General features: G+C 63.7%; 25 protein-coding genes and 1 other RNA gene. 15 read left to right on the top strand and 11 right to left on the bottom strand.

The genetic code is table 11. From position 1 onward, the window contains the following. Positions 1-168: 168 nt before the first annotated feature. Positions 169-1,767, bottom strand: coding sequence for an arylsulfatase (locus GL4_RS14710; RefSeq protein ID WP_082025698.1), 1,599 nt, complete (start codon positions 1,765-1,767; stop codon positions 169-171). 597 nt (positions 1,768-2,364) lie between these two features. Here GL4_RS14710 and GL4_RS14705 point away from each other — a divergent pair. Further along, entirely contained in the window at positions 2,365-2,676 is a 312-nt protein-coding gene (locus GL4_RS14705; protein ID WP_045368622.1) for a hypothetical protein, read from the top strand. A 213-nt stretch (positions 2,677-2,889) separates the two neighbouring features. After that, positions 2,890-3,195 carry a hypothetical protein gene (locus GL4_RS14700; protein ID WP_156137638.1) on the top strand — a complete coding sequence of 102 codons (306 nt, stop codon included), beginning with the start codon at positions 2,890-2,892 and terminating at the stop codon, positions 3,193-3,195. Between the two features lie 160 nt (positions 3,196-3,355). Here the strand turns inward: GL4_RS14700 and rpmE are convergent, their stop codons facing one another. After that, a complete protein-coding gene (gene rpmE, locus GL4_RS14695; protein WP_045368617.1) occupies positions 3,356-3,577 on the bottom strand; it encodes a 50S ribosomal protein L31 in 222 nt (73 codons plus the stop codon). 217 nt (positions 3,578-3,794) lie between these two features. On the opposite strand from rpmE, the gene GL4_RS14690 reads away from it, so the two are divergent. Together GL4_RS14690 and GL4_RS14685 are read left to right on the top strand one after the other, a co-directional pair. Further along, a complete protein-coding gene (locus GL4_RS14690) occupies positions 3,795-4,733 on the top strand; it encodes a TQO small subunit DoxD (RefSeq protein ID WP_045368616.1) in 939 nt (312 codons plus the stop codon). A 235-nt stretch (positions 4,734-4,968) separates the two neighbouring features. After that, positions 4,969-6,762, top strand: coding sequence for an ABC transporter transmembrane domain-containing protein (locus GL4_RS14685; RefSeq protein ID WP_244462631.1), 1,794 nt, complete (start codon positions 4,969-4,971; stop codon positions 6,760-6,762). Between the two features lie 2 nt (positions 6,763-6,764). Here GL4_RS14685 and GL4_RS14680 read toward each other — a convergent pair whose 3' ends face one another. The 6 genes from GL4_RS14680 to GL4_RS14655 form a co-directional block, all read right to left on the bottom strand. Then, a complete protein-coding gene (locus GL4_RS14680; RefSeq protein WP_045368614.1) occupies positions 6,765-7,793 on the bottom strand; it encodes a peptidoglycan -binding protein in 1,029 nt (342 codons plus the stop codon). 38 nt (positions 7,794-7,831) lie between these two features. Further along, complete coding sequence (locus GL4_RS14675) at positions 7,832-8,779, bottom strand: flagellar motor protein MotA (protein WP_244462630.1); 948 nt, start codon at positions 8,777-8,779, stop codon at positions 7,832-7,834. 282 nt (positions 8,780-9,061) lie between these two features. Next, complete coding sequence (locus GL4_RS14670; RefSeq protein WP_045368609.1) at positions 9,062-9,883, bottom strand: inositol monophosphatase family protein; 822 nt, start codon at positions 9,881-9,883, stop codon at positions 9,062-9,064. Between the two features lie 65 nt (positions 9,884-9,948). After that, positions 9,949-10,515, bottom strand: a complete 567-nt coding sequence (gene efp / locus GL4_RS14665) for an elongation factor P (RefSeq protein ID WP_045368606.1) — start codon at positions 10,513-10,515, stop codon at positions 9,949-9,951. A 7-nt stretch (positions 10,516-10,522) separates the two neighbouring features. Beyond that, the gene (locus GL4_RS14660) at positions 10,523-11,617 is read right to left on the bottom strand and encodes a tetratricopeptide repeat protein (RefSeq protein WP_052464635.1); all 1,095 of its coding nucleotides are present in this window, start codon (positions 11,615-11,617) and stop codon (positions 10,523-10,525) included. Continuing rightward, complete coding sequence (locus tag GL4_RS14655; RefSeq protein ID WP_082025696.1) at positions 11,614-12,237, bottom strand: thiamine phosphate synthase; 624 nt, start codon at positions 12,235-12,237, stop codon at positions 11,614-11,616. Before GL4_RS14655 ends, GL4_RS14660 begins: the two co-directional genes overlap by 4 nt. A 266-nt stretch (positions 12,238-12,503) precedes the next feature. Between GL4_RS14655 and GL4_RS14650 the strand changes: the two genes are divergently transcribed. The 4 genes from GL4_RS14650 (at position 12,504) to GL4_RS14640 (ending at position 14,440) form a co-directional block, all read left to right on the top strand. Beyond that, positions 12,504-12,800, top strand: coding sequence for a DUF4164 family protein (locus GL4_RS14650; protein ID WP_208430887.1), 297 nt, complete (start codon positions 12,504-12,506; stop codon positions 12,798-12,800). A 36-nt stretch (positions 12,801-12,836) separates the two neighbouring features. Further along, a complete protein-coding gene (locus GL4_RS14645) occupies positions 12,837-13,211 on the top strand; it encodes a cell division protein ZapA (protein WP_045368602.1) in 375 nt (124 codons plus the stop codon). Between the two features lie 86 nt (positions 13,212-13,297). Then, positions 13,298-13,455: non-coding RNA, 6S RNA (gene ssrS, locus GL4_RS17295), on the top strand. A gap of 154 nt (positions 13,456-13,609) precedes the next feature. Next, the gene (locus GL4_RS14640) at positions 13,610-14,440 is read left to right on the top strand and encodes a TIGR00282 family metallophosphoesterase (protein ID WP_045368601.1); all 831 of its coding nucleotides are present in this window, start codon (positions 13,610-13,612) and stop codon (positions 14,438-14,440) included. Here GL4_RS14640 and GL4_RS14635 read toward each other — a convergent pair. Further along, entirely contained in the window at positions 14,437-14,721 is a 285-nt protein-coding gene (locus GL4_RS14635; RefSeq protein ID WP_045368600.1) for a hypothetical protein, read from the bottom strand. The two genes, GL4_RS14640 and GL4_RS14635, sit on opposite strands and share 4 nt — an antisense overlap. Before the next feature lie 286 nt (positions 14,722-15,007). On the opposite strand from GL4_RS14635, the gene GL4_RS14630 reads away from it, so the two are divergent. The 4 genes from GL4_RS14630 (at position 15,008) to GL4_RS14615 (ending at position 18,772) form a co-directional block, all read left to right on the top strand. Then, on the top strand, positions 15,008-16,516 hold the full coding sequence (locus tag GL4_RS14630) for a porin (protein ID WP_208430886.1): 1,509 nt from the start codon (positions 15,008-15,010) through the stop codon (positions 16,514-16,516). 167 nt (positions 16,517-16,683) lie between these two features. Then, on the top strand, positions 16,684-17,433 hold the full coding sequence (locus GL4_RS14625) for a YebC/PmpR family DNA-binding transcriptional regulator (RefSeq protein ID WP_045368597.1): 750 nt from the start codon (positions 16,684-16,686) through the stop codon (positions 17,431-17,433). Positions 17,434-17,449: 16 nt separating this feature from the next. Further along, a complete protein-coding gene (locus GL4_RS14620; RefSeq protein WP_342016312.1) occupies positions 17,450-17,881 on the top strand; it encodes a diacylglycerol kinase in 432 nt (143 codons plus the stop codon). A 39-nt stretch (positions 17,882-17,920) separates the two neighbouring features. Further along, positions 17,921-18,772: a glycosyltransferase family 2 protein gene (locus GL4_RS14615; protein ID WP_045368594.1), complete on the top strand. Its 852-nt coding sequence runs from the start codon at positions 17,921-17,923 to the stop codon at positions 18,770-18,772. 159 nt (positions 18,773-18,931) lie between these two features. On the opposite strand, the gene GL4_RS16965 is transcribed toward GL4_RS14615, so the two are convergent. Beyond that, positions 18,932-19,582: a Spy/CpxP family protein refolding chaperone gene (locus GL4_RS16965; protein ID WP_052464630.1), complete on the bottom strand. Its 651-nt coding sequence runs from the start codon at positions 19,580-19,582 to the stop codon at positions 18,932-18,934. 194 nt (positions 19,583-19,776) lie between these two features. Here GL4_RS16965 and GL4_RS14605 point away from each other — a divergent pair, with 194 nt between their 5' ends. The 3 genes from GL4_RS14605 (at position 19,777) to GL4_RS14595 (ending at position 22,242) form a co-directional block, all read left to right on the top strand. Next, entirely contained in the window at positions 19,777-20,496 is a 720-nt protein-coding gene (locus GL4_RS14605; RefSeq protein ID WP_045368592.1) for a response regulator, read from the top strand. Beyond that, the gene (locus tag GL4_RS14600; RefSeq protein ID WP_045368589.1) at positions 20,493-21,764 is read left to right on the top strand and encodes an ATP-binding protein; all 1,272 of its coding nucleotides are present in this window, start codon (positions 20,493-20,495) and stop codon (positions 21,762-21,764) included. Before GL4_RS14605 ends, GL4_RS14600 begins: the two co-directional genes overlap by 4 nt. 61 nt (positions 21,765-21,825) lie before the next feature. Further along, positions 21,826-22,242: a lysozyme inhibitor LprI family protein gene (locus tag GL4_RS14595; protein ID WP_082025695.1), complete on the top strand. Its 417-nt coding sequence runs from the start codon at positions 21,826-21,828 to the stop codon at positions 22,240-22,242. Between the two features lie 20 nt (positions 22,243-22,262). On the opposite strand, the gene GL4_RS14590 is transcribed toward GL4_RS14595, so the two are convergent. Further along, on the bottom strand, positions 22,263-23,204 hold the full coding sequence (locus GL4_RS14590; RefSeq protein WP_045368584.1) for a hypothetical protein: 942 nt from the start codon (positions 23,202-23,204) through the stop codon (positions 22,263-22,265). Between the last annotated feature and the right edge of the window lie 36 nt (positions 23,205-23,240).

Raw genomic sequence — 23,240 nt, 5'->3', positions numbered from 1 at the left:
GAATCAGGGAAAGCATAGCCGTGGCGCCGCCGCCAACAAAAAAGCCGGCTCGCGAAGAGCCGGCTTTTGCCTGCAGAATTGTCACGATTCCCTAGCGATGAAGCTTTCGTTCCTCTGCATGACGCGCGGGGGGCGGCCGACTCCGCGAAAGAGAGCGCTTCGCCTGACTTATTGCCTCGCCTTGTTGACGAACTCCTCCACCACGTTCGACATGTCAAAGGACTTGCCGCCTTGCACAGGCGGGTATTCCGCAAGGGTCTGCAGATGCTGAGCCATCAACTCGCCCATGGGCTGTATCAACCAAGACACCTTCTGCATGAGGTGGCCGTAGGAGTCCTTGCTGAAATAGGATTCGAACGGGTCCATGCGGATGTTGAAAACAAGCGGAACCGTTCGGGGGATGACGTTTGCGTAGTAGTCTTCCTTGGTCGAGAAGTGGAACTTCCACGGACCCATGCGGACGGCCATCAGCTTGCTCTCGTAGTAGTAGAAGATGTGGGTTCTGGCTGACTTGGGCGACTTGCCGGTCCAGTAGTCTAGGTTGTTGACCCCATCGATGTATTGCTTCTTCTCGGCTTCCATCTGTTCGACGATGTCCGGCACTCCAGCGGCCGCCGCGAAGCTCGTGAACATGTCCTGGTGACCCTGGATGCCGTTCAGCACCTGCCCGGACTCGATGGTGCCCGGCCAGCGCAGCATCGAAATCACGCGGACGCCGCCTTCGTAGGTCGTCATCTTCTCGCCGCGGAACGGCGTGGTCGCCCCGTGTGGCCATGACGAATGCTCGGGCCCATTGTCGGTGGAGTACCAGACGATGGTGTTGTCATCGAGCCCTTGTTGCTTGAGGTAGTCGAGCACGAGGCCGATATCGTGGTCGTGCTGCAGCATCCCGCTGCCGTGATAATCGGCTTCGCTCGTGTACTCCTCGGCCGCGTAACGCCATTTGTCGTTCAGCCGCGTGTAGAGGTGCATCCGGCTGGTGTTCAGCCAGATGAAGAATGGCTTTCCTTCCTCTTTCGACTTCGTCATGAAATCGAGCGCTTTGGGAATGACCTCCCCTTCGTCGAAGTTCTTCATGCGCTCCTGTGTCAGAGGGCCGGTGTCCTCGATGGTCTGCTTACCGACGCGGCCAAAGCGGGGATCTTCGGTCGGGTCGTCCGTATCGGTTGCAAATGAGTGAATGACTCCGCGGGTCCCGAACTTTGCCTCGTAGTCTTCGAGGTTGCCGGCATAAGCCTCGCCGAAACGCTGGTAGTCGCGCTGCTCGGCCTCCTCCTGCGTATTGAGATGGTAGAGGTTGCCGAAGAACTCATCGAAGCCGTGGGCCGTCGGCAGGTGCTCGTTCCGGTCGCCCAGATGGTTCTTGCCGAAATGACCGGTTCTGTAGCCGGCGTTCTTGAGGACTCTAGCGAGGCTCGGTGACGCCGCCTGCAAACCGAGCGCGTCACCGGGTTGCCCGACCGTAGTCATGCCTGAGCGGATTGGGTACTGCCCGGTGATGAAGGCTGCCCGGCCAGCCGTGCACGAGGGCTGGGCGTAGTGGTCGGTGAACTTGATGCCCTCGTTGCCGATCTTATCGATGTTTGGCGTGGTGTACCCCATCGTTCCCATGCCGTAGGCGCTCACGTTCTGCCAACCGATGTCGTCGCCCCAAATGACGAGAATGTTGGGCTTGCCGCTCGACGCGCTACTGTCTTGTGCCCATGCTGCTCCCGATGCGGCAAACGCCGCCAGGAGCAAAACCGCTCCAGTCTTAAAGAACCTCATCACTATCCTCCCGGCGCCGGCGCAGCGTGCTCGTACTTCCATTTGATTGGATTTGACGCGCCTGTCTCAGGATCATGACATCACCACCGGCCGACAATCTACAGACGGAAATTTCTATCGAGACAGGGCTTCGCAGCCGTGTTTCGTCGCCGCCGAGTGGAGGGCAGGGCCGACAACGGTGCCCCGGCGGCGATGCCTACTAAGGCGTTTGCGCGATCGCCGGTGCTAGTCGTGAGCAGCGAACACGCTGCAACTGGTAATAACGCGTTCGGGACGAGAATGGGGGCAGTTCGGAGCTTTTCTCATTTTTGGCATCCTCGTTCATCCGCGCTCGATCCACCAGGAGTCGTACGAGCGCTGAGACGCATACAGATGAAATGTCGCCTGCGTTGATGGGAATCAACTGTCGGCGACGTCCGACTGCAGTAAAATTCTATTGCGGCTCGACGCCGCCAAAGGAGGAGGAAACACCGTGTCTATTACCACTCTCGTTAGGGGTCTGCTCGGGGCGGGGATGGCAGCGTGCGCGCTGTTCCTCCCAAGGCTCGTCCGACTCCGGGTCGGAGCGATCAAGAAAAACGTTGTTGGGAGATCCCGATGGCTGACTATGTCGCCCAAGCGCAACTCGCGAATGAACTTCGGAAGCATGGCATCGACCCTGGGCGTTTGCCGCCGGAATGCCTGCAAGATTTTGTCGCCAAAGCTGAGAGTGTCGCCGACCTGACCCGAGCTTCGCATGGGTCAGCCTCGGAAGCCCTCAGCGACCACCTTTTCGGCATGGCGGCGCTCATTGCGCAAACCCTGAAGGGCGAAGCACCAGCCGAAAATTTTGCGAGGGAAATCCTGTCGCGGCACGGAGTTGCCGTCCGACCCAAGATGGACGCGATGCCGCCGTCGGAAACTGACTGATTTGGTGGCGATTTTCGTCGCACTGCAGTCTGCGTTGCGCCGTTTCCCCGCATCAGTCCGAACGGCGTTGGCGCAAGCGGAAGGCCCGGTTCACATGGGAGCCGGGCCTTCACGCTTCACAATTGATAAAGTGTCCGTAGGCGGTTCAAACGCGTACCGCATCTCCACATCGCCTCGAAGTACGCGATGGCAACTTGCCGAAGGAGGTCCAAGTTGAATTGGTGGACACATTTACTTCGAGACGAACGTCTCGCCCATTCCTCCCCCGAGATGCTGAGCTTCGAGGAGCTTGTGACCTTGCAGGCCACCTTGCTGGGCAAAATGATGCTGGTGAACGGCGCGCTTCATAGGCGGTATACGGAGCTGTTGGACTCGTCCGATCTCGTTTCATCCAACAAAGAGGCTCGCGATGTTCTCGCAAAGGCTTCCAAACACATCGACGAGCTAAATCGCATCATGCGCGATGAGCTGGCATTCATTCTCAGCGAGAAGCACCGAAGTGCAGACGACGACGATTGATCGCGTGGCAGTGTCCATGGGGCTGCCTTCAACGGACCGGCGGCTGGTGACAGCGCGTCATTGAGCCCATGGACGATCGATGGGCGCACGGTTCGGGGCGGCAACAAAAAAGCCGGCTCCCGAAGGACCGGCTTATTGCGTGAGACTTGAGTCCCGAATTCTACTTGATGAAGCCTTCGTACTTCTTCTTGAAGCGCGAGAGGCGACCGCCACGGTCGATCAGGTGCTGACCGCCACCGGTCCAGGCCGGGTGGGTCTTGGGATCGATGTCCAGCTTCAGCGTGTCACCCTCGGCGCCATAGGTCGAGTAGGTGACGAACTCCGTGCCGTCCGTCATGACCACCTTGATCTGGTGGTAATCGGGGTGAATGTCCTTTTTCATGGCTCAAAACCTTGTTTGCTCGGGCCGCCCCTGCGTGCCGGGCAGCTCCGCGTCGCGTCGTTGATCTAGCGGAATTGGCCGCAGCCTATAGCGCGGAACCGCCGGTAGGGCAAGCATCTGCGCATCCACGAAGATCGCGCCATCGTGACTGGAATCCGGTAAAACCGGGCCCTAATACCGGATTGCCGGGGCGGCCTTTGGAACCAGAGGGAATAAGATGGACCAGACGGAGGATCGTTTCGCGGACGTGAAGCAGCTTGCTTTGCGGGCCTCCGCGATTTCAATGGGGTTTGTCTTCCTGTCCGCCGCCTGGCGGCGCTTCTACAACGCGCCGGCGAAGCTCGACATCGATAGCGCCAAGGACGTGGCGAACAAGCTCGTGGCGGCGGCGCCGGGCTCGCCGATTGAGAGCGTGGTCCATTTCGTGCTGGCGCGGCCGGGGCTGGCCGAGTTCGCCACGTATGCGATGACGATCGGCGAGGCGCTCGCGGGGCTGGGGCTCATTTTCGGGTTCCTGACGCGCCTTTCGGCCGTCGGCGCGGCCCTTCTGAATATCGCGCTCATGCTCATCTTCGGCTGGCAGGGCTTCGAATGCCTCGACGAGTGGACCATGGCCGCGCTGGGCTTCGCGATCTCGGTGAGCGTCATGCTATACGGGCCCGGTTCATTCGCCCTCGACAATCTGTTCGGCATCGATCCGTTGCGGGGTGTCTTCACCAAGGGCGTGGCCATTGCGCTGACCGCCGCGTCGGTCATCTTCACGGTCGGGTTCTACGACTACTACTTCGGAATCGCCCAGTTGGAGCGGCGCACCGATGTCGAGGCCTACCGGATTGTGGCCGAGCCGGCCCCGCTGCCGGACGCGGCCGTCCTCTACGTAAACGCGGGCGCCTCGACCAACGGCGCCTATGTGCGCAGCATCACCTTCAAGCTCGGCAACGGGGAGACGGTCACCCAGAGCGCTGAGGAGATCGATGTCCTCAAGAGCTATTTCGAGCCTTGGTCCCGGTCCGGCGTGCTGACCGACGGCGTCTTGCGGCTGCGGCTCGGGTCCAAGACGGAGATCCGCCTGCCCAAGGGGGCCAAGTCCGCGACGATCGACCTGATCGACAATGCCGACCAGGACGTGGTTTTTGCCGAGCCAGCGGTGCAATAGGCGCGGTTTCGCGGCCGTTTTGACCGCCGAGCCGATGCATGCGGCTTAACTTTGCCCTTATGTCCCGGGGATTTGGGGTGTATCTGGGGCTTTGCGCGCGGTGACAAGCCGCTTAAAGTCGCCCCGAACCGGCGCCATTTCGGACGCCGGACCAAAGTTCTGCTGGGTAGTTCTGTTGCAACCTGTTCCGTTGAAGCCCGCGGGGACGCCCGCGCCATCCTCCGACCCGACGTCCGTGGAAACCCCCTTGGAGCCCGAAGAGACCGGGAAGCCGAAGCGCGTTTCCCTGCGGCCCCTGGGGCGGCTCAAACCTTATCTTCTGCGCCACAAGGGCATGCTCTTGGCCGCGCTCGTCTCCCTCGTCGTTGCGGCGGGGGCGATGCTGGCGCTGCCACTGGCGCTGCGCCGGATGATCGATCTCGGCTTTTCGGGCATCGAGCCCGAGCTGGTGGACGTCTATTTCGGCACGTTGGTCGGTGTCGGCGCGCTGCTCGCGATCGCAAGTGCGGCGCGCTTCTACTGCGTGAACTGGCTCGGCGAGCGCGTCGTGGCCGACATCCGCACCGATGTCTTCAAGCATCTCACGGGCCTCAGCCCCGCCTTCTACGAAGTGTCCCACTCCGGTGAAGTGATGTCGCGGCTGACGGCGGACACGACCCAGGTCAAGGCCGCTGCCGGCACCGCCGTGTCCCAGGCGATGCGGAACCTACTGCTCGTCGTCGGATCCGTCGTCATGATGATCGTGACGAGCCCCAAACTATCGCTGGCGGTACTCATCGCCATTCCGCTGATCGTGCTGCCGCTCGTCGCCTATGGCCGGTCCGTGCGCGCCCGCTCGCGCTACGCCCAGGACACCTTGGCCGAAGCGTCGGCTTATGCCAGCGAAAGCCTCGGCCAGGTGAAAGTGCTTCAGGCCTTCACCAATGAGCGCGCCGCCACGAGCCGCTTCCGCCGCGCTATGGACCGAGCCTTCGAGGCGGCCAACGACCGTGCCAAGGCGCGCGCCGGGCTGACGGCGATCGCCATGTTCCTGGTGTTTTTGTCCGTCGTGGGCGTTTTGTGGTACGGCGCGCAGGATGTCCTCTCCGGGTCGATGACCGGGGGCACGCTCGGTCAGTTCGTGCTGTATGCGGTCTTCGCCGCCGCCGCTGTCGGCGGGCTCAGCGACGTCTGGGGCGAGGTTGCGCAGGCAGCGGGCGCCGCCGAACGGCTCGGCGAATTGCTCGAGGCGGAATCCGAGATCCAGTCGCCGCCCCATCCGACGCCGATGCCCGAACCCGGGCGCGGCGAGATCGCCTTTGACGACGTGTCGTTTACCTACCCGCTGCGGCCCGATATTGCGGCCTTGGACAGCGTGAGCTTTACGGTCAAGCCGGGCGAGCGCGTCGCCCTTGTCGGGCCGTCCGGCGCGGGCAAGACAACGATCTTCGCGCTGCTCTTGCGTTTCTACGATCCGAAATCGGGCACGGTCCGCTTGGACGACGTGCCGGTGGACATGGCCGACTTGAACGCTCTGCGCTCGCGCTTCGCCATGGTGCCGCAGGAGACGGCGCTCTTCGCTGATACGGTTGCCGCCAATATCGCCTATGGCGCCGACACCGCGACGCGGGCGCAAGTCGAGGCGGCCGCGAAAGCCGCGTTCGCGCACGACTTCATCACCGAATTGCCGGAGGGCTACGAAACGCAGCTCGGGGAGGGCGGTGTCACGTTGTCGGGCGGCCAGCGTCAGCGCATTGCCATCGCACGCGCGGTGCTGCGCGACGCGCCGATCCTTCTGCTGGACGAAGCGACGAGTGCGCTCGACACCACCAACGAAACACTGGTGCAGAAGGCGCTGGACAAGGTGATGGACGGCCGCACGACGCTGGTCATCGCCCACCGGCTTTCCACGGTCGTGAATGCCGACCGCATTCTGGTCTTCGACCGGGGCGCGCTCGTGGAGGAGGGCACCCACCAGCAGCTGATCGCGAAGAGCGGGCTGTACGCGCGTCTCGCCTCGCTGCAATTTGCGCCGGACGCCGCCGAGTAGACCTACCGTTCCGTCAGCTTGAGTTCGATGCGGCGGTTGCGGGCAAGCGCCGCCGGGCTGTTGCCGCTGTCGATCGGCTGGAATTCACCGAAGCCGGCGGCGACGAGATGCTCGGGTGCGATGCCGCGCGCCATGAGATAGCGTACCACCGAGATGGCGCGCGCCGCCGACAGTTCCCAGTTCGAGGGGAAGGTGGACGAGGCGATCGGCGTGATGTCCGTATGCCCGTCCACGCGCATGACCCAGGGTATGTCGGCGGGAATGTTGCCCTCGATCTCTTTCAATGCCGTGGCGAGATTGTTGAGCTGGCCATAGGCGCTCGGCTTCAGCGTGGCCGAGCCTGGATCGAACAGCACATCGGAGGGGAAGACAAAGCGGTCGCCGACGATCCTGAAGTCCTTGCGCTGACCCAGCGTCTTGCGCAACTCGCCGAAGAAGTTCGACCGGTATTGCGCCAGCTCGCGCGCTTTCTTGGCGAGCGCCACGTTGAGGCGTTGCCCGAGATCGGCAATCCTTTCCTGGCTTTCCTTGTCCTTGGCCTCCGAGGCTTCCAACGCCTCGTTCAGCGCGGCGAGCTGAAGGCGCAAGGCGGCGAGTTGCTGATTCAGGAGCTCGACCTTGGCGAGCGCGTCATTGGTGATGTTGCGCTGCTCGTCGAGCTGGGTGCCGAGCGCGGCGATGCGCCCTTCCGCATCGGTCGAGGCGCCGCTGGCATCGCCGAGCAGGCCGGTGAGGCGCTTGTTCTGGGCCTGGGTATCGAGAAGCGTCGCCTGCAGCGCGGCGAGATTATCCTCGGCGGATTCTTTCTGCGAGCGCTCCAGCGCGAGAAGCTCCGTCAACTCAGCAAGCTGCCGGTTGAGACGCGACAGCATCGTGTCCTTGCCGCTCGACGCCTGGGTGATGATGTAGTTCGTCACCATGAAGAGCGACATCAGGAAGATCACCACGAGCAGCAGCGTGGAGAGCATGTCCACGAAGCCCGGCCAGAGATTGGTCTGATACTGGCCGCGGCGGCCGCGGGCGAGAGCCATCTATCCTCTCCTCGCGTGCATGAGTTGCTCCATCGTGCTCATTGGCCGGTGGGCGCCTTGGGCTTGGCCGCGACCTGGCGCAGCACGGTGGCGATCTCCTGCTGCTGCTGAGCCTGCTCGTCGGCCCATTCCCGCACCACTTTCTGCTCGGCGCGCATCTGGCGGATCAGCTTGTCGACGCCTTGGGCGAGGTCCTGCACGGCAGCTTCGGTCTGCCCACCCTGGCCGACCCGATCGCCGAGGTCCGAAATCGAACGCTGCATGTCCATCAGCGCGTAGCGCAACTGCGGCGGCACGCTGTCGCCCGGATCGGTGGTCTGGAGCTCGGTGACGTTGGCGAGCCAGTCCTCGAGCTCGTTGTAGAAGCGGCTTTGGGCATGGCCGGCCTGCAGATCGAGGAAGCCGAGAATGAGCGAGCCGGCGAGGCCGAACAGCGAGGACGAGAAGGCGATGCCCATGCCGGAGAGCGGCCCGGCGAGGCCTTCCTTCAGCTGGTCGAACAGCATCACGCTTTCGCCGCCGCTGGTGTCCAGCGCCCCGATCGTGTTGCCCACGGAACTGACGGTCGTCAGAAGGCCCCAGAACGTGCCGAGCAGACCGAGAAACACGAGGAGCCCAACGAGGTAGCGCGTGGTCTCCCGCTGTTCGTCGAGACGAGAGGCGACCGAATCGAGGAGCGTCCGCGCCGACCCGGTCTCGAGGCTCAAATGCCCGGTCGTGTCGCGCAGCATAGTCGCCATGGGCAGGAGCAGCACGGGCGGGTTGGTCTTGGTCGTGCTCGCATCCGTAATGCTGAAATTGTTGACCCAGTTGATTTCCCGGTAAAGCCGCAGCACCTGGCGGAAGGCGTAGACGCAGCCCACGATCAGGACGCCGATGATGAGGCCGTTCAGACCCGGATTGGCCATGAAGCTGGTGCGGAGCTGGCCGGTCTGACCATCGAGGATGATCGCGAGTAGGACGGCCAGAACCAGAAACAGCGACATGCGCCAGAGGAAGATCTGCGGGCGCGAAAGCTTAGTCCGATAGGTCTTGCGTGCCATAGTTCAGTGATGAGGTCCGTAATGGGGTCCGTGCTTGGGTCTTTGCGGGAGTCCGTTCATGGTCTCCAGCGATGCATCCTATGCTCGAAAGGCTCGCGCGATTCGCGCAAGTTTCACTCAAACCCAAGAGTACGCGATTAGTTTGACAGGCAAAACGGCAAGCTAAAGGCGGAGTTCCGCCCGGCAGGCACGGCAATTCTACATGCCGGGAGGCTTGGCGCCCTGCTAACCGGCCTTCGCAGGCGAGGCGGCCGATGCGTTTGCAGCCTTCAGCAGCTTCAGGAGCTTCAAGTGGATCGTCTCGTTGCCTGCGACGATGCCGCCGGTTTCGAAGATCTTGTCCTTACCGTTTGTGTCGGTGACGTAGCCGCCCGCCTCTTTCACCATGACGATGCCAGCCGCCATATCCCAGGGGTGCAGGTTGTTCTCCCAGAACCCGTCGAATCTCCCTGCGGCCGTCCAGGCGAGGTCGAGGGCCGCCGAGCCCGTGCGGCGGACACCGGCGCTCGTTCCCATGACCGTCTCGACTTCGCCGAGGAAGCGCTCATGGCCGGGGCGTCCGCTATGGGGAATGCCCGTGCCGATCACCGAGGTGGCGAGTTCGGTGCGCGCGGCGACACGGATGCGTTTGTCGTTGAGAAAGGCGCCTTGGCCCTTCTCGGCGGTGAAGGTCTCGTTCATGACCGGGTTGTAGATCAGCCCGGCCACGAGCTCGCCGTCGCGTTCGAGGGCGATGGAAATGGCGAAGATCGGAATCGAGTGCAGGAAGTTGGTGGTGCCGTCGAGCGGATCGACGATCCAGCGATGGGTGCCGTCGGGACCTTTGATCTCGCCGCGCTCCTCCATGAGGAAGCCGTAGCCCGGCCGGGCGCGGGAGAGCTCGGCGAAGATGATTTCCTCGGCGCGCAGATCGGCCGCGGTCACGAAATTCGCCGGTCCCTTGACGGAGACCTGCAAGTGCTCCACCTCGCCGAAGTCGCGGGCGAGGCTGCGGCCCGCCTTACGGGCAGCGCCGATCATGACGTTCATCAACGCGGAAGCGGGCATGGGGCTCCTTAAGCCTCTAGTGGTGCGTGCGGCGTCGGCCCGGCAGGCGGGCGATGCTCGCGTGCTTACGCCTCGGCGCGGCGGACGTAGGCGACTTCGTTCGTATCGACCACAATCTTCTCGCCCGCCTCGATGAACGGCGGAACCATCACGCGGACGCCGTTTTCGAGCATGGCCGGCTTGTAGGACGAGGCCGCGGTCTGCCCCTTCACCACCGGATCCGCCTCGACGATTTCCAGCGTGACCTGGTCGGGAAGCGCGACGCCGATCGGACGCCCCTCGTGGCTTTCCACCATCACCGTCATGCCGTCCTGTAGAAAGGCGGCGCGGTCTTCGAGAAGGTCTCGGGCGATTTGAATCTGATCGTAGGACTCAAGGTCCATAAAGGTCAGCATGTCGCCTTCGGCAAAGAGGAACTGGTGGTCCTTCTGCTCGAGGCGAACGCGTTCCACCGTTTCGGAGGCGCGGAAGCGCTCGTTGAGCTTGGAGCCGTCGATCAGGTTCTTGAGCTCGACCTGCGCGTAGGCGGGACCCTTGCCGGGTTTGACGGCCTGGGTCTTCACCGCGACCCACAGGCCGTCTTTGTGCTGGATGACGTTGCCGGGCCTGATCTCGTTACCGTTGATCTTCATGGTGTGCCTATTGGGTCCCTTTCGGGTGTGTCGTGGTCTGCGATTTGGGCTGTGTCGTGCCGGCCGCGCCCTCCGGGGCAGCGTTCTGCGGACTTGCCGTCTGTGAACTTGGACTGGGTTTAAGACTTTGCTCCTGGCCGCTGTCAAGGCCGGTGGCGGGCTGGGCTTCGTCGAGCGGCTTCACTTCGCTGACCGTGGCGCCCTCATAGGCGTCCACGAAACGGTCGGCTTGGGCCCGCTGCTCCGGGGTCAGCTTGGTCAGCATGACGTCGAGGCTGAAGTCACTGACGCCGGCGTCCCGTGCGATCAGGTGCCATTTGGCTGCCTCAACCAGGTCGAGCGGGTAGACGACACCGTTGGCGTAAAGGCGCGCCAGGCGATTCTGGGCGACGGGATTGCCCTGTTTGGCCGCGAGAGAGAAGAGGGCAGCTCCTTTTTCCTCGTCCTTCTCAACGCCGCGCCCTTTGAATAGCATCGTGGCGTATTCCACCTGCGCCGAGGACAGGCCGGCGTCGGCGGCCTTGCCGGTCCACTCGGCCGCCTTTTGCTCGTCGAGCGGAACGCCCCGGCCGAACTGGTAGAAGGCGCCGAGATCGTACTGGGCCTGGGCATTGCCGCTCTCGGCGGCCTTTTCCATCCACTCCGCGGCCTTGGCTTCGCTGGCCTCGCGGCCGTCGCCTTGCAGGTACATCAGCGCGAGATTGTATTGGGCGGCCGGGTTGCCCCCGTTGGCCGCTTGTTCGAAAAGGTTGGCCGCGATGCGGGCGTCTTTTCGCGTGCCGAGCCCCTTCGCCGTCAGGAGACCGAGCGAAAGCTGGGCGTTGGTATCGCCGAGATCGGCGCCTTGGGCATAGGCGTTCGCGGCCTTGGTGTAGTCCTGAGGGACACCGAGGCCGCCCGCGTACATCTCGCCCATCAGCGTGTAGGCCTCCTTGGACCCCGCTTCGGCCTCTTTTTGCGCAAGCTCCAGCGCCTCCTGATACTTACCGGCGGCGAAGGCCACATAGGCCGCGCTCTCTTCCGCCTGGGCCGTGACCGCCAGGCCGGCCAGAGCCATCGCGGCGAGCGTCAGTGCAACGAGACCGGTATGGAATTTCCTCATGCCTCTCTCCGAATGCTGCCGATGGCCGCGTCCATGTCGCGCAAGACCGCGAGGGGGTCGTCGCCGTCCCAGATCGAGGACGGCGGCGCGATGAAGTCGACGCCGCGTTCGGTTAGGGCCACGGCCTCACGCACATCTCCGATGTCCCAGGCGACACACGGCACCACGAAAATTTCCGCCCACCACGCAACCGTGTCCGACAGCGCGTCGAAGTCGTCTGCATCCAAAGCGGAGAAGGCCACATAGTCCGCCCCCGATTCGGCCAGGGCCATGGCGTCGTGCCGGCCAAGACCGCACGCCACGCCGATATTGGCGCTTTCACCCAAGCTCTTCCGGGCGTCGGCGTAAATTTTTTCGTCCGCGGCGATGTGAACGCCGTCCGCTCCAAGGTCCTCGGCCGCGGCGATGCCGTCTTCGATCAGGCAGGCGGCGCCTGCGCCTTGGATCCTGTCGATGAGCCCGTCGAGGACGGCCGGGTCGAGCGCTGCGCCGTCACTGCGGATCAGCACGCAAGCGGGCGAAAGCTCCGCTAATGCCTGGGAAAGATACTCGTTCTGCCTGGCTGTGAACGGCGGCGCTACCTGAAGGTAGAGGCGGCATCGGGGCTTCAGTTTTGACATGATCGGTGTCTGCGCGGGGGCATGGATTGTTGCGGGGAGGCGGGTCGCGAGGGCTTGTCTCAAATCACAGCCCTCGCGCGACTGTCAAACTTTGCACAGGGTTGCGTGAGAAGAGGCTTGTCGGCGCGCCGTTTCCGATTGAACATGGCGTCACCACATATTTCGCCAGCCGACTGTTCCATATGCAGAACATGGCTTTTGAGACAGCTGGCTTTCGCGAGAATCGATGGCGCTTGGCTGGGAGGGCGAACGTGATGGCGCAAACCATGATGAAATTGGACCCAAGCGATCCCCTCGCGCGTTTTGATGCAGCGCTGGACGCGCTTGAAGGAAATCTGGCCCGCGTTCTTGCGGACGACCAGGGTCAGGCCCATTCGGCGGAGATTTTGGAACTGCGCGAGCAGGTCAAGTTTTTGACTGACGAGCGCGACCAGCTTCTGGCCGATCTGGAGGTCGAGCGCACCCGCGTGCGGCGCCTGAAGGCGGCGAACCAGGAAGTGTCCGACCGGCTCGACGCCGTCGTGGGCGCGCTGAAGGACATGGCCCCCGCGATGCAGGGGTAGGTCCGCGACGGGCTGGCAGGAGGCTAGGAGCAGCATATGGGGCAAGTCGTTGTGACGTTGAACAGCCGGACCTACCGGCTGGAATGCAACGAAGGCGAAGAAAGTCACCTCGCGGAACTGGCCGAGTATATCGGTGCACATGTGGAGGAGATGCGGCGGAAATTCGGCCAAGTGGGCGACGATCGTCTCATTCTCATGGCTGCCCTGGTCGTCACGGACGAGCTGTGGGCGCTGCGGGCCGATGTGGAGAACCTGCGCGCGCAGCTCGCCGAGGCGCGGCGCGACAAATCGGCGTCGGACGAGAACGCCCGGTCGATCGAGTCCCAGCTCTTCGCCAAGATCGGTGAGGCGGCGGTGCGGCTCGAGGGGCTCAATTCACGGATTACGGAAAATCCCGGCGGCGGACACTAGGCCCCGGCGCCCACGGGCGCGCCACGCGTGCGATACCGTCTATCCGACATCTGTTCCCAGGCCGTTGCACTCCCTATAATAATGGGTCCGGGCTGCGGGGTGCGTTAGGAGCATTTATTCCAGGGCCCTATAAGATTCCATGGGAGCTGACCCTGACGGAGATCGTGGTCTCTGTCACTCGGCGCCCACCTACTTAAGTAGGGACACCCGGGATCTTCGCTCCGACGGCCACCGCGGCCCCCATTACCCCAGCGGCGCGCCCGCAGCCGCATGCGGCGCGTCTCGCCAGCGCCGGCCGCCCTGGACCGGCGTTCGGTTGTATCCGCAGGGTGGCGGGGCGCCTGACAATTCTGTATTGACCCCCGCATGGTCAAATCAGCTCGGATGCGCCCGTCTTCATGCGTTTTCTTTTTCTAGGCGATGTCGTCGGCCGTGCCGGGCGTGTGGCGGTCCTCGAGACCCTGCCGAAATTGCGCGCGCGCTACGCCGCGGACTTCGTCGTCATCAACGGCGAGAACTCGGCCGGCGGATTTGGCATTTCGGAGACGATCCTGAACGAGTTGATGGATGCCGGGGCCGATGTGGTCACCACCGGCAACCATGTCTGGGACCAGCGCGAGGCGCTCGTGTTCATCGAGCGGTACGACCGCCTGCTGCGCCCCCTCAACTTCCCGGCCGGCACGCCGGGCAAGGGCGCGGGCCTCTTCAAGGCCGCCAACGGCGCCGATGTTCTGGTGGTCAACGCGATGGGCCGCGTGTTCATGGGCGACCTGGACGATCCGTTCCGCGCCATCGACGAGCAGCTCGCGGCCTGCCCGCTCAAGACGGGCGCCGATGTTATCTTCATCGATTTCCACGCGGAAGCGACGTCCGAGAAGGAGGCGCTCGGGCATTTCGTGGATGGCCGGGCCACGGCCGTCGTCGGCACGCATACCCATGTCCCGACGGCGGACCACCAGATCTTGTCGGGCGGGACCGCCTATATGAGCGATGCGGGCATGTGCGGGGATTTCGATTCCGTACTCGGCATGGACAAGGAAGAGCCGATCAGCCGCTTCCTGAGCAAGATACCCTCGCGGCGATTTGCGCCGTCCAAGGGTGACGCCACGGTCTGTGGCGTGGCGATCGACGTGGATGACGCAACGGGGCTTGCCCGGGCTATCGGGCCGGTGCGTCTGGGTGGCCGGCTCTCTCAAACCGAACCGGCCTTCTGGGACGAAGAAGCCTAGGCCGAACGCCGTTCCTTGGCGGGCTGAAAGGCCACGACCGTATTTCCGTCCGTGGCTGACGGCGCCTTCGCCCGGCGCGAGAGCCCCTGCAGACAGGAGATGGCGTCGTCGAGATGCTCGAGGGCGCGGCCCATGTCGAACGACTCGCCGTCCAGGGCGATCCGGGCCTTGGACATGTGCTCGGCGGCCCGCCCGCAGACATTGGCGACACCGGGCTCCTCGGCAGGCAATTCTGCCTGTTCTCCCTGTGATCTGCCAAGTTCGGATAGCTTGATTGCCATTTCATCCCCCCAATCCAGCACGGGCTTTCGAGCACCCAAGCCGTTATATTTCAACGCATTAGGGTTAAGGCTTTCCTAAGCGGCCGATAGGCGACGGGCACGCGCGGGCCGAGACTTGGTAAGACCGGGACTAAAATGTCACAAGAGAGTCAAAATCGGCACGAACGGGCCTTTTCGCGATTTATCGTCGCGGCCCTGCGACGTATAAAGGCGGGGAGATTTCCGCGACTCGCTATTTTTCACGTGTCATGCGGAACGGCTAAGACAACGGGGGAAGGACATGGAGATGTTTGGGGGACTGACAAGAACATCCAGCCGCATTGCCATTGCAGCCGCGCTTGGGCTTGGGGTTTACGCTCTGAGCGCTGCGCCTGCGAGTGCGCAGGGCTACGGCGGCAATTGCTGCGCGGATCTTGAAGAGCGGGTAGCCGAGCTTGAAGCATCTGCGGTGCAGAAGGGGAACAAGAAGGTATCCGTGACGGTATCTGGCTGGGTCATCGAGTCGATGAACTGGTGGGATGACGGCGCGCTGACGGACAGCTGGGTTGGCACGAAGGACGTCGACCTTGGTTCCCGTTTTGCGATCACGGGTTCTGCGACGATCGCTCCTGGGTGGTCGGGCGGTTACAACTTGACGGTTACGACGCCTGGCGCGTGGGCCGGCAATCTGCTGAACGGCAACAACTTCGGTATCTTTTCGAACCAGTTTGCCCAGGATTCGCTGAGCCTTGGCAGCATCCAGACGCTGTACTCGTACATGTACATCAAGAGCGACGACTACGGCACGATCAACCTGGGCTATCTGAGCCCTGCGTCGGATAACGCGGCTGTTCTGGCCGACATTTCCGGCACGGTGATCGAATCGAACGCGGTGTTCTTCGAAGGCGGCGGGTTCCTGCTTCGTCCGAAGAACGGCGCTTCCGGGTTCAACGGCCTTTCGGGCATGACCTGGGGCAACTTCCTGAACTGTTCGCTGGTCGGTCCGGTCGGCGGCGACTGCTACGGTGCTCCGCAGAGCGGTATCCGGTACGACTCGCCGACGTTTGGGGGCTTCCGGATCGAGGCGTCTTACACGGACGATTACTCGAACAGCTTCCGGGCTGCTCCGGTGAACGATGCGCCTGAGATCTGGGACCTGGCCGTGTTCTACACGGGCGACTGGGGTGACTTTAAGATTTCGGCGGCATATTCGTACACGCAGTCGAACGGCAACCTGTTCAGCGCGAACCAGACGGGGTCGACCTCGATCAACCAGTTCGGCGGTACGGTCATGCACGCTCCGACCGGTCTCGGTATCTACGGTTACTACAACTACGAAGAGATCGACGCGAACTACGTGAACTACAACGGCGTGCAGCAGGGCATCCCGAGCTGGGACTCCTGGTACTTGAAGGGCTTCCTGAAGCGGACGTGGAACCCGCTCGGCGCGACGGTCCTTTACGGCGAGTACGGCCAGTATAACGACGGCTTCAACGGTGTTGCTGGTACGAACAACTGCGCCAGCTTCGCCGGGGTCGGCGGCACGGCCTCCAACTTCTGCGGCGCCGGTGGCGTGGACGTGAACGGCAACTTCGTCAACGGCCTGTACGTGACGGGTTCGGAAATCCAGCGCTGGGGTCTTGGCGCGGTCCAGGAGATCGACGCGGCAGCGATGCACGTGTTCGCTCGCTGGCAGCACCAGGCAGCCGACATCGACTTCATCGGCGTCAATGGCGCAACGGGCACGACCCGGAACGTCAGCCAGGGCTTCGAAGACTACGATCTGTTCCAGGTTGGTGGCATCATCTTCTTCTAATCCACCAATCCAGACGACACTTACGGAAGCCGCCCCTCGGGGCGGCTTCTTTTTTGCCTAATGCAGGCCGGCACATCCATCGCCAGGCCGTCCAGGGCCTGATCCGCCCACAGGCTCAAGTTCCAAGGGCTTGACCGAAACGGGCCGAAGCGACTAGGGAACAGGCCATGGCAGGCCATTCCAAATTCAAGAATATCCAGTTCCGCAAGGGAGCTCAGGATAAGAAGCGCTCGAAGCTGTTCTCCAAGCTCGCGCGAGAGATCACCACGGCGGCAAAGCTGGGCATGGCGGACCCGGCGATGAACCCGCGCCTCCGGACCGCGATCCAGGCAGCGCGGGCTCAGAACATGCCCAACGACAATATCGACCGCGCGATCAAGAAGAGCCAGGAGGCGGGCGGCGACAACTACGAAGAGGTTCGGTACGAGGGCTTTGGCGTTGCGGGCGTCGGCGTGATCGTCGAGGCCCTGACCGACAACCGCAATCGTACCGCCAGCGAAGTGCGCTCTATCTTTTCCAAGCACGGGGGCAATCTCGGCGAAACGGGTTCCGTCTCGTTCAATTTCGACCGCGTGGGCGCGATCCAATATGATCTGGACAAGGGGTCGGCCGACGACATGCTGGAAGCAGCCATCGAGGCCGGCGGAGACGATGTGGAGACGACCGAGGAAGGTCACACGATCTACTGTACGCCTGACGAGTTACACCAGGTCGGCAAGGTGCTGGAAGATCGCTTCGGCGAGGCGAGCAGCATGCAGATCCTATGGCGGCCGAAGCTGGAAGTGCCGATCGACGAGGACGCCGGCGGGACGCTCTTGCGCATGATCGACGCCTTGGAAGATTCCGACGACGTGCAGCAGGTCTACGCCAATTTCGATTTGTCCGACGAGGTTTTGCAGAAGCTGACGGCAGCCTGAGGCTGCGAAAGGCAATATGATGGACGCCATTCCGCCGCGTGAAGGCACCGCCTCCCGGCCCGTGCACGGACAGGCTGCGTTGCCGGGAAAGGGCGGTCTCGTCCGCATCGGCCGCGCCTTTTGGAACACGATGGGCGGTTTTCGCGAGGGCTTGGCGACAGAGGCGGCCATCAAGCAGGAGGTGGCGTTGGGCGTGCTCGCGCTGCCGGTCTCGATCTTCATCGCCGACAATTTGTGGGTCTGGGCGGCGCTGATGGGGAGTATCGCCCTGATGCTCGCCGCGGAGTTTCTCAACACAGCCATTGAGCGGCTCTGCAACCATGTGCATCCCGAGCGGCATGAGGCCATCAAGGTCACCAAGGATCTGGCGTCCGCCGGCGTATTCTGCGTGATCGCCATCACCGCAATGGTTTGGATCCTGGCAGTGGTCGATCGGTTTTTTCTGTGAGCCGGTAAGGCCTCAGGCGCATGAAAAGGTGATCGGCGCATGACGTCAGCGGGCACCGGCAATTGGCAGGTTCGGGAGACCGAGAGCGTCATCGTGGGAAACGAGGCGCTGCTGGGGCAATCCCACCAGCTCGTCGCCATGACGCGGGTGCGCAACGAAGCGCTGATCCTCCCCGATACTCTGGACTATCTCGCGAGCCATGTGGACGCGGTCATCGCGTATGACGACGCCAGCACGGACGAGACGGTCGATCTGTTGCGTGCCCATCCGAAGGTCGCCCTGATCGTTGCCAACCAGGCATGGGAACGAGATGTCGATGCGCGCAAGCGGGCCGAAGGACGCCATCGCGGGCTGCTGCTCGAGATGGCGCGGACGCAACTGCCTCACGACTGGATGTTCTGTTTCGATCCGGACGAGCGCGTGACCGGCGATGTGCGCGCCTATCTGCGGGGGCTCGGCCCGGATGTCGACGCGCTGCGGGTCCGGCTGTTCGACGCGTACATGACGGCCGAGGACCAGGCCCCTTATTCATCCGACCGCGCGCTGATGGATTTCCGGCGCTTCTACGGTCCCGAGCAACGCGACATTCTCATGTTCTGGCGCAACCGCGAGGCTATCGGCTTTGCGGAAGGCGACGGGCGCACGCCTCGAGGCATGACCTCCGTCAAGACGGATCTGTACTGCCAGCACTATGGCAAGTCGCTGTCGGTCGATCATTGGGAAGAGACCTGCGACTACTATCTGCGGCACTTTCCCTACGAGACCTACGGCGCGAAATGGGAGGCCCGGAAGGGGAGGGCCATCCACACGGTGTCCGACTTCGGCAATCCGCTCCATGAATGGGGTGAGGGGTTGTTCGCCAATGCGGTCCCGATGCCGGCCGCAAAGTGAGCGGCGGCGCGCCTCGGGGCGTCAAAGCAAGCGGAGAAGGATGGGCGGCTCAAATGAAAAGGCGGAAGCCCCGGAAGGGCTCCCGCCTTTCGCTCTCCCGGCCATGACTGTGGGGAAGCGCACGGCCAGGAGGCTCAGGCCTAGGAGAGTGCAAGGCCTTTAAGTGTTGTCCTCATCCTCGTCGGGTCCATCGGGAGCATCGGGACCGGGGCCGCTATCGGGCGCGGCTGCCGGCGGCTTAGGGGCGCCAGGACCGCGCTTGCCGTGCTTCCAGCCATGATGCCGGGCCATGCGGTCACGGAACTGCTGCTCGATCTGCGAGACCTTCTCGAGCTGCTCCGGCGTGAGGGTGGTCCTGAGCTTGGCGACCGCGGCCTTCAGTTTTTCGGCGTCCTCGCCGCGCTCGATCGTACGGTCGGCGAGCCCCTCGGCCATCGAGAACGGGGCGGGCGTCTCGCCCGGCGCCATCTTGGCGGGGCCGCCCGGACGCATGAACGGCGGCTTCATGGTCGCCTGCAGGGCATCGGTGAAATCGCGCCAGTCGTCCAGCTGTTCGGCCCGGATGCCGATTTGCGTCTCCATCGCGCTCAGGCGCGCGGCCAGACGGTCAGGACCCTTGGGGTCGCGGCTATGGTGGCCATATTTTCCGTGTTTGCCGCGCTCGCACATTTTGCCTTTCGGTCCGTCGCCGTGGGATCCGGGATAGGCCCAGGCCCGCTCGGTGCCGGTTGCCAGGGTGACTGCCGTAAGGCCGGCGACGCTGAGAGCGCCGGCAACCGCGACGGCCGCAAGTGTCTTGGTCAGCTTCATTTGACGTGCATCCTTGTCTGTTGCTGCTGAACCGAAATTTAGAGGGCTTACGTTGCGGGCCTAGGTCTCCCGCGTATCGGAACGTTTCCGGCCCCTGCAAATTTGTGTCGAAACATTGCTGGGGACCGATCCATGCACTTTCGTAACAACATGGGTCTCGTGGCCGGGGCGGAGAGGCGCTAGAAGACGCTTCCATGACCACGCCGCCACGAATCCTCGTCGTCGACGACGACCCCGAAATCCGGAAACTCCTCGCACGCTATGTGGAGAGCCAGGGGTTCCGCGTGCTTCTGGCCGCCAGCTGCCGCGAACTGCATGAGCAATTGGCGACCCACCATGTGGATCTCGTCGTCCTCGACGTGATGCTTCCCGACGGTTCGGGCCTGGATGCCTGCCGCGATCTCAGGGCTGCCCGGTCCAACGTGCCCATTATTCTTCTCACGGCCCTCAAGGAGGATGTGGACCGCATCATCGGGCTCGAGATCGGCGCGGACGACTATCTCGGCAAGCCGTTCAACCCGCGCGAGCTGATCGCCCGCGTACGGGCGGTCTTGCGCCGCCGCGGGGATGCGCCCGCCGAGGCGCCGATTGAGAAGGTCTACAGCTTCGAGGGCTACACGGCGGATCCGCAAACGCGGTCCGTCACCGGCCCGAATGGCGATGTCGATCTGACGGGGGCCGAGTTCGATCTCCTCAAGACGTTTCTTGAGCGACCGGGGCGCGTCTTGTCGCGCGACCAGTTGCTCGACCTGACGCGGGGACGCGAGGGCGACGGGTTCGACCGGTCCATCGACGTGCTCATCAGCCGGCTGCGGCGGAAGCTGGGTGGGCGCGGCACGCAGCTCATCAAGACGGTCCGCAATGGCGGCTATCAGCTCGCCGTGAAGGTCGACACCGAGGAAGGCCCCGCATGAATACGCTCCGCGTGAAAATCGCGGTCCTTCTCGTGATCGCGATTGTCTCGGTCATGGCGCTCATGACCTTCGTGCTGTTCTTGCTGCTCGGCCCGCCGCCCCGGTCGGGGCGGGCCCTCGATATCGCGGCCAAGCAAGTCGCGTTGGTTTCCGAATTGGCCGAGAAGTCTCCCGATTCCGTGCGCCTGCGCCCCGAACCGCGCGGCCATCCCTATAGCCGCACGACGGACGCCCTGCGGGAGAAGCTGCGAGACCGGGGCTACGACCTCGATGTGGTCGTGACGCACTCCCGCCGTTGGCGCCCCGGGTCGCTGGCTGTGTGGATTCCGCTGGAGGACAAAGGCTGGTTCCCAATGCCGATCACGCGGCTGCCCCCTCAGGGTGTGCCGTGGTGGGGGCTTTTGCGCTGGCTCTTTCTCATCACCGTGGGCGCGACGGCCGTGGCGGTTTTCGCCTCGAGCCGCATGGTGCGTCCGCTCGTGTTCCTCGAGAACGCCGTGGAGTCCGTAGGACCGGACGGCATGATGTCCGAACTGCCCGAGAAGGGCCCGGCGGAGGTTCGCGCGACGGCGCGGGCGCTGAACTCCCTGTCGGCGCGACTGAAGCGTGCGATGGAGAGCCGAATGCGGCTCGTGGCGGCCGCCGGACACGATATGCGCACGCCCATCACCCGCATGCGCCTGCGCGCCGAGTTCGTGTCGGACGAGGAGGAGCGGGAGAAATGGCTCAACGACATCGATGAGTTGGAGCGCATTGCCGATAGCGCCATCCTGCTCGTGCGCGAGGAAACGGGCGCAGAGGCGCCGGAGCGGATACAGCTTGACGATCTCGTCGAAAATATCTGTACGGAACTGAAACAGCAGGACTTCGACGTCACCTTGGCGGCAACCCATCCGGTCAACGTCTTTGCGGGGCGCCTCAAACTGAATCGCGCCTTACGCAATCTCATTATCAACGCGGCAACGCATGGCGTTCGCGCACGGGTCGGCGTCGGCGGCGACGGTACCAACGCCATGGTAACCATCGAAGACGACGGCCCTGGCATCCCCGAAGAAGTCCTCGGCCAGGTATTCGAGCCGTTTTTCCGGGCCGATCCCGCGCGGCGTCAAAACATCCCCGGCGCCGGGCTCGGCCTGACCATCGCCCATGAGATCGTGACGCGGGCGGGCGGCAGCATTCAGATCGTCAACAGGCCCGGCGGCGGCTTGCTGCAGACTGTCTTCCTGCCCGAAGTGCGTGAGCCCGAAGCGGACACAGACAGCGCTTGAGAAGCGCCACGGGCACGGGGGATAGTAAAGCGAGATCGCAGATCGTCAGCGGAGGGACAAGATGCGCGTTTGGATACCGATGACCTTAGCGGCGATCTTGGCGGCGGGGCTGCTTGTCGGGAGCTCAGCGTTCGCAGAGGAGACGTCGATCTGCGAGAACGCGCAAACCACGATCGAGATCGGCGAGTGCGTCAGCAAGGAATACGACAAGGCCGACGCCGAACTGAACGCGGCGTGGAAGCAGGTCATGGCGACCTTCAAGGACAACGACTACATGACCGCCGAGGATCTAAAGGCTTGGAAAGACGCGCTCCTGGCCTCGCAGCGCGACTGGATCAAGTTCAAGGAAGAGGACTGCGAGGCCGTCGGCTACGAGTGGTTTGGCGGCACAGGCCGGTCAAATGCCGTGGTCTTCTGTCTTCTCGACCACACCACCGCTCGAACCAAGGATCTGAAGGCGCGTTTCCTGGAGCGGTAGCAACGGGCAGGCGCACGGCCCTAGGCGTGATACCGCACGGGCAGCTTGTGTTGGGCCGGTGCAACGCAGGCGAGAGCAGTGCTTGGCCGCACGATCAGGGCGCGGCTTGGTTCGGAGGCGGCCGCCTTCGCCGGCATGTCGGTCGCCGGCATATGGGCGCGCAGGAGCCGGCGGAATTCCGGCGCGACCCGAATGATGCGGTTGGACAAATCGTGCTCGATGCGGAGTGCTGTCGCGTATGTGCGCCGTCCTGCAGGCGCGCCGATCCGGAGCCCCCGGATGGCCCAGCGATGGAATCTCTTGCGGGCATGGGCAAGCGTCCGCGAGGTGGCGAACGCGCCCGCGAGGCGCATCTCAGCCTCGGCGCGGGCTCGCCGCGCGCGCAGCCGCGCCCGGACCCATTCGATCCTACCGCGGCGGCGCATGGGGGCTGAGCGGAGCCAAAACTCGGCCGCGGCTTCGTCGGCGAACATGGCCACACGCTGCCGGAAGATGTGACCGGCCTCCTCAGAAGCCTGAACCGACCAGTTGAAGCCGTCCCGCGCGGTGGCGTAAGCGCGGCGCGTGAAAATGGGCGTGTGATGCGCCAACCAGCGCCACGCCGCCGCAGTTGTCTCCGCGGCGTGCTGAGCGAGTGTCTGCAGCCGTGGCGACGCCCAGCGCGCGAAGACAAGAGCATGCCGCCTCGTGAAGCGCGCCATGCGGTGGCCGGCGACATAGGATATGCGCGCAGCGCGTTTTGTCCTGGCCACGGCGTGTTGAACGCCGCGCTCCAGCCGCTCGCGCAGTTCCCGGCGGCGCAGACGTTCGGCCCGCAGCCGCTCGTCGCGGTGATAGGTCTCGAGCCAGCTGTGGTGGGCGCTGAGGTCGTCCAGCGTGGCGGCGATCAGACGCTTCGAGCTGCCAATGCCGTGCTTGGCCGCTTCGACAGGGTCGGTGATTTCGCGTTTCGCGCCGGCCATGGCGGTGCTCCCCCTTGGGCAGGGGCCGCAAACCTC

Source organism: Methyloceanibacter caenitepidi (genome assembly GCF_000828475.1).
Taxonomy (GTDB): Bacteria; Pseudomonadota; Alphaproteobacteria; order Rhizobiales; family Methyloligellaceae; genus Methyloceanibacter; species Methyloceanibacter caenitepidi.
Note: the sequence above shows the minus strand (reverse complement) of the source record. Positions and strands in the feature narration are given on the sequence as shown.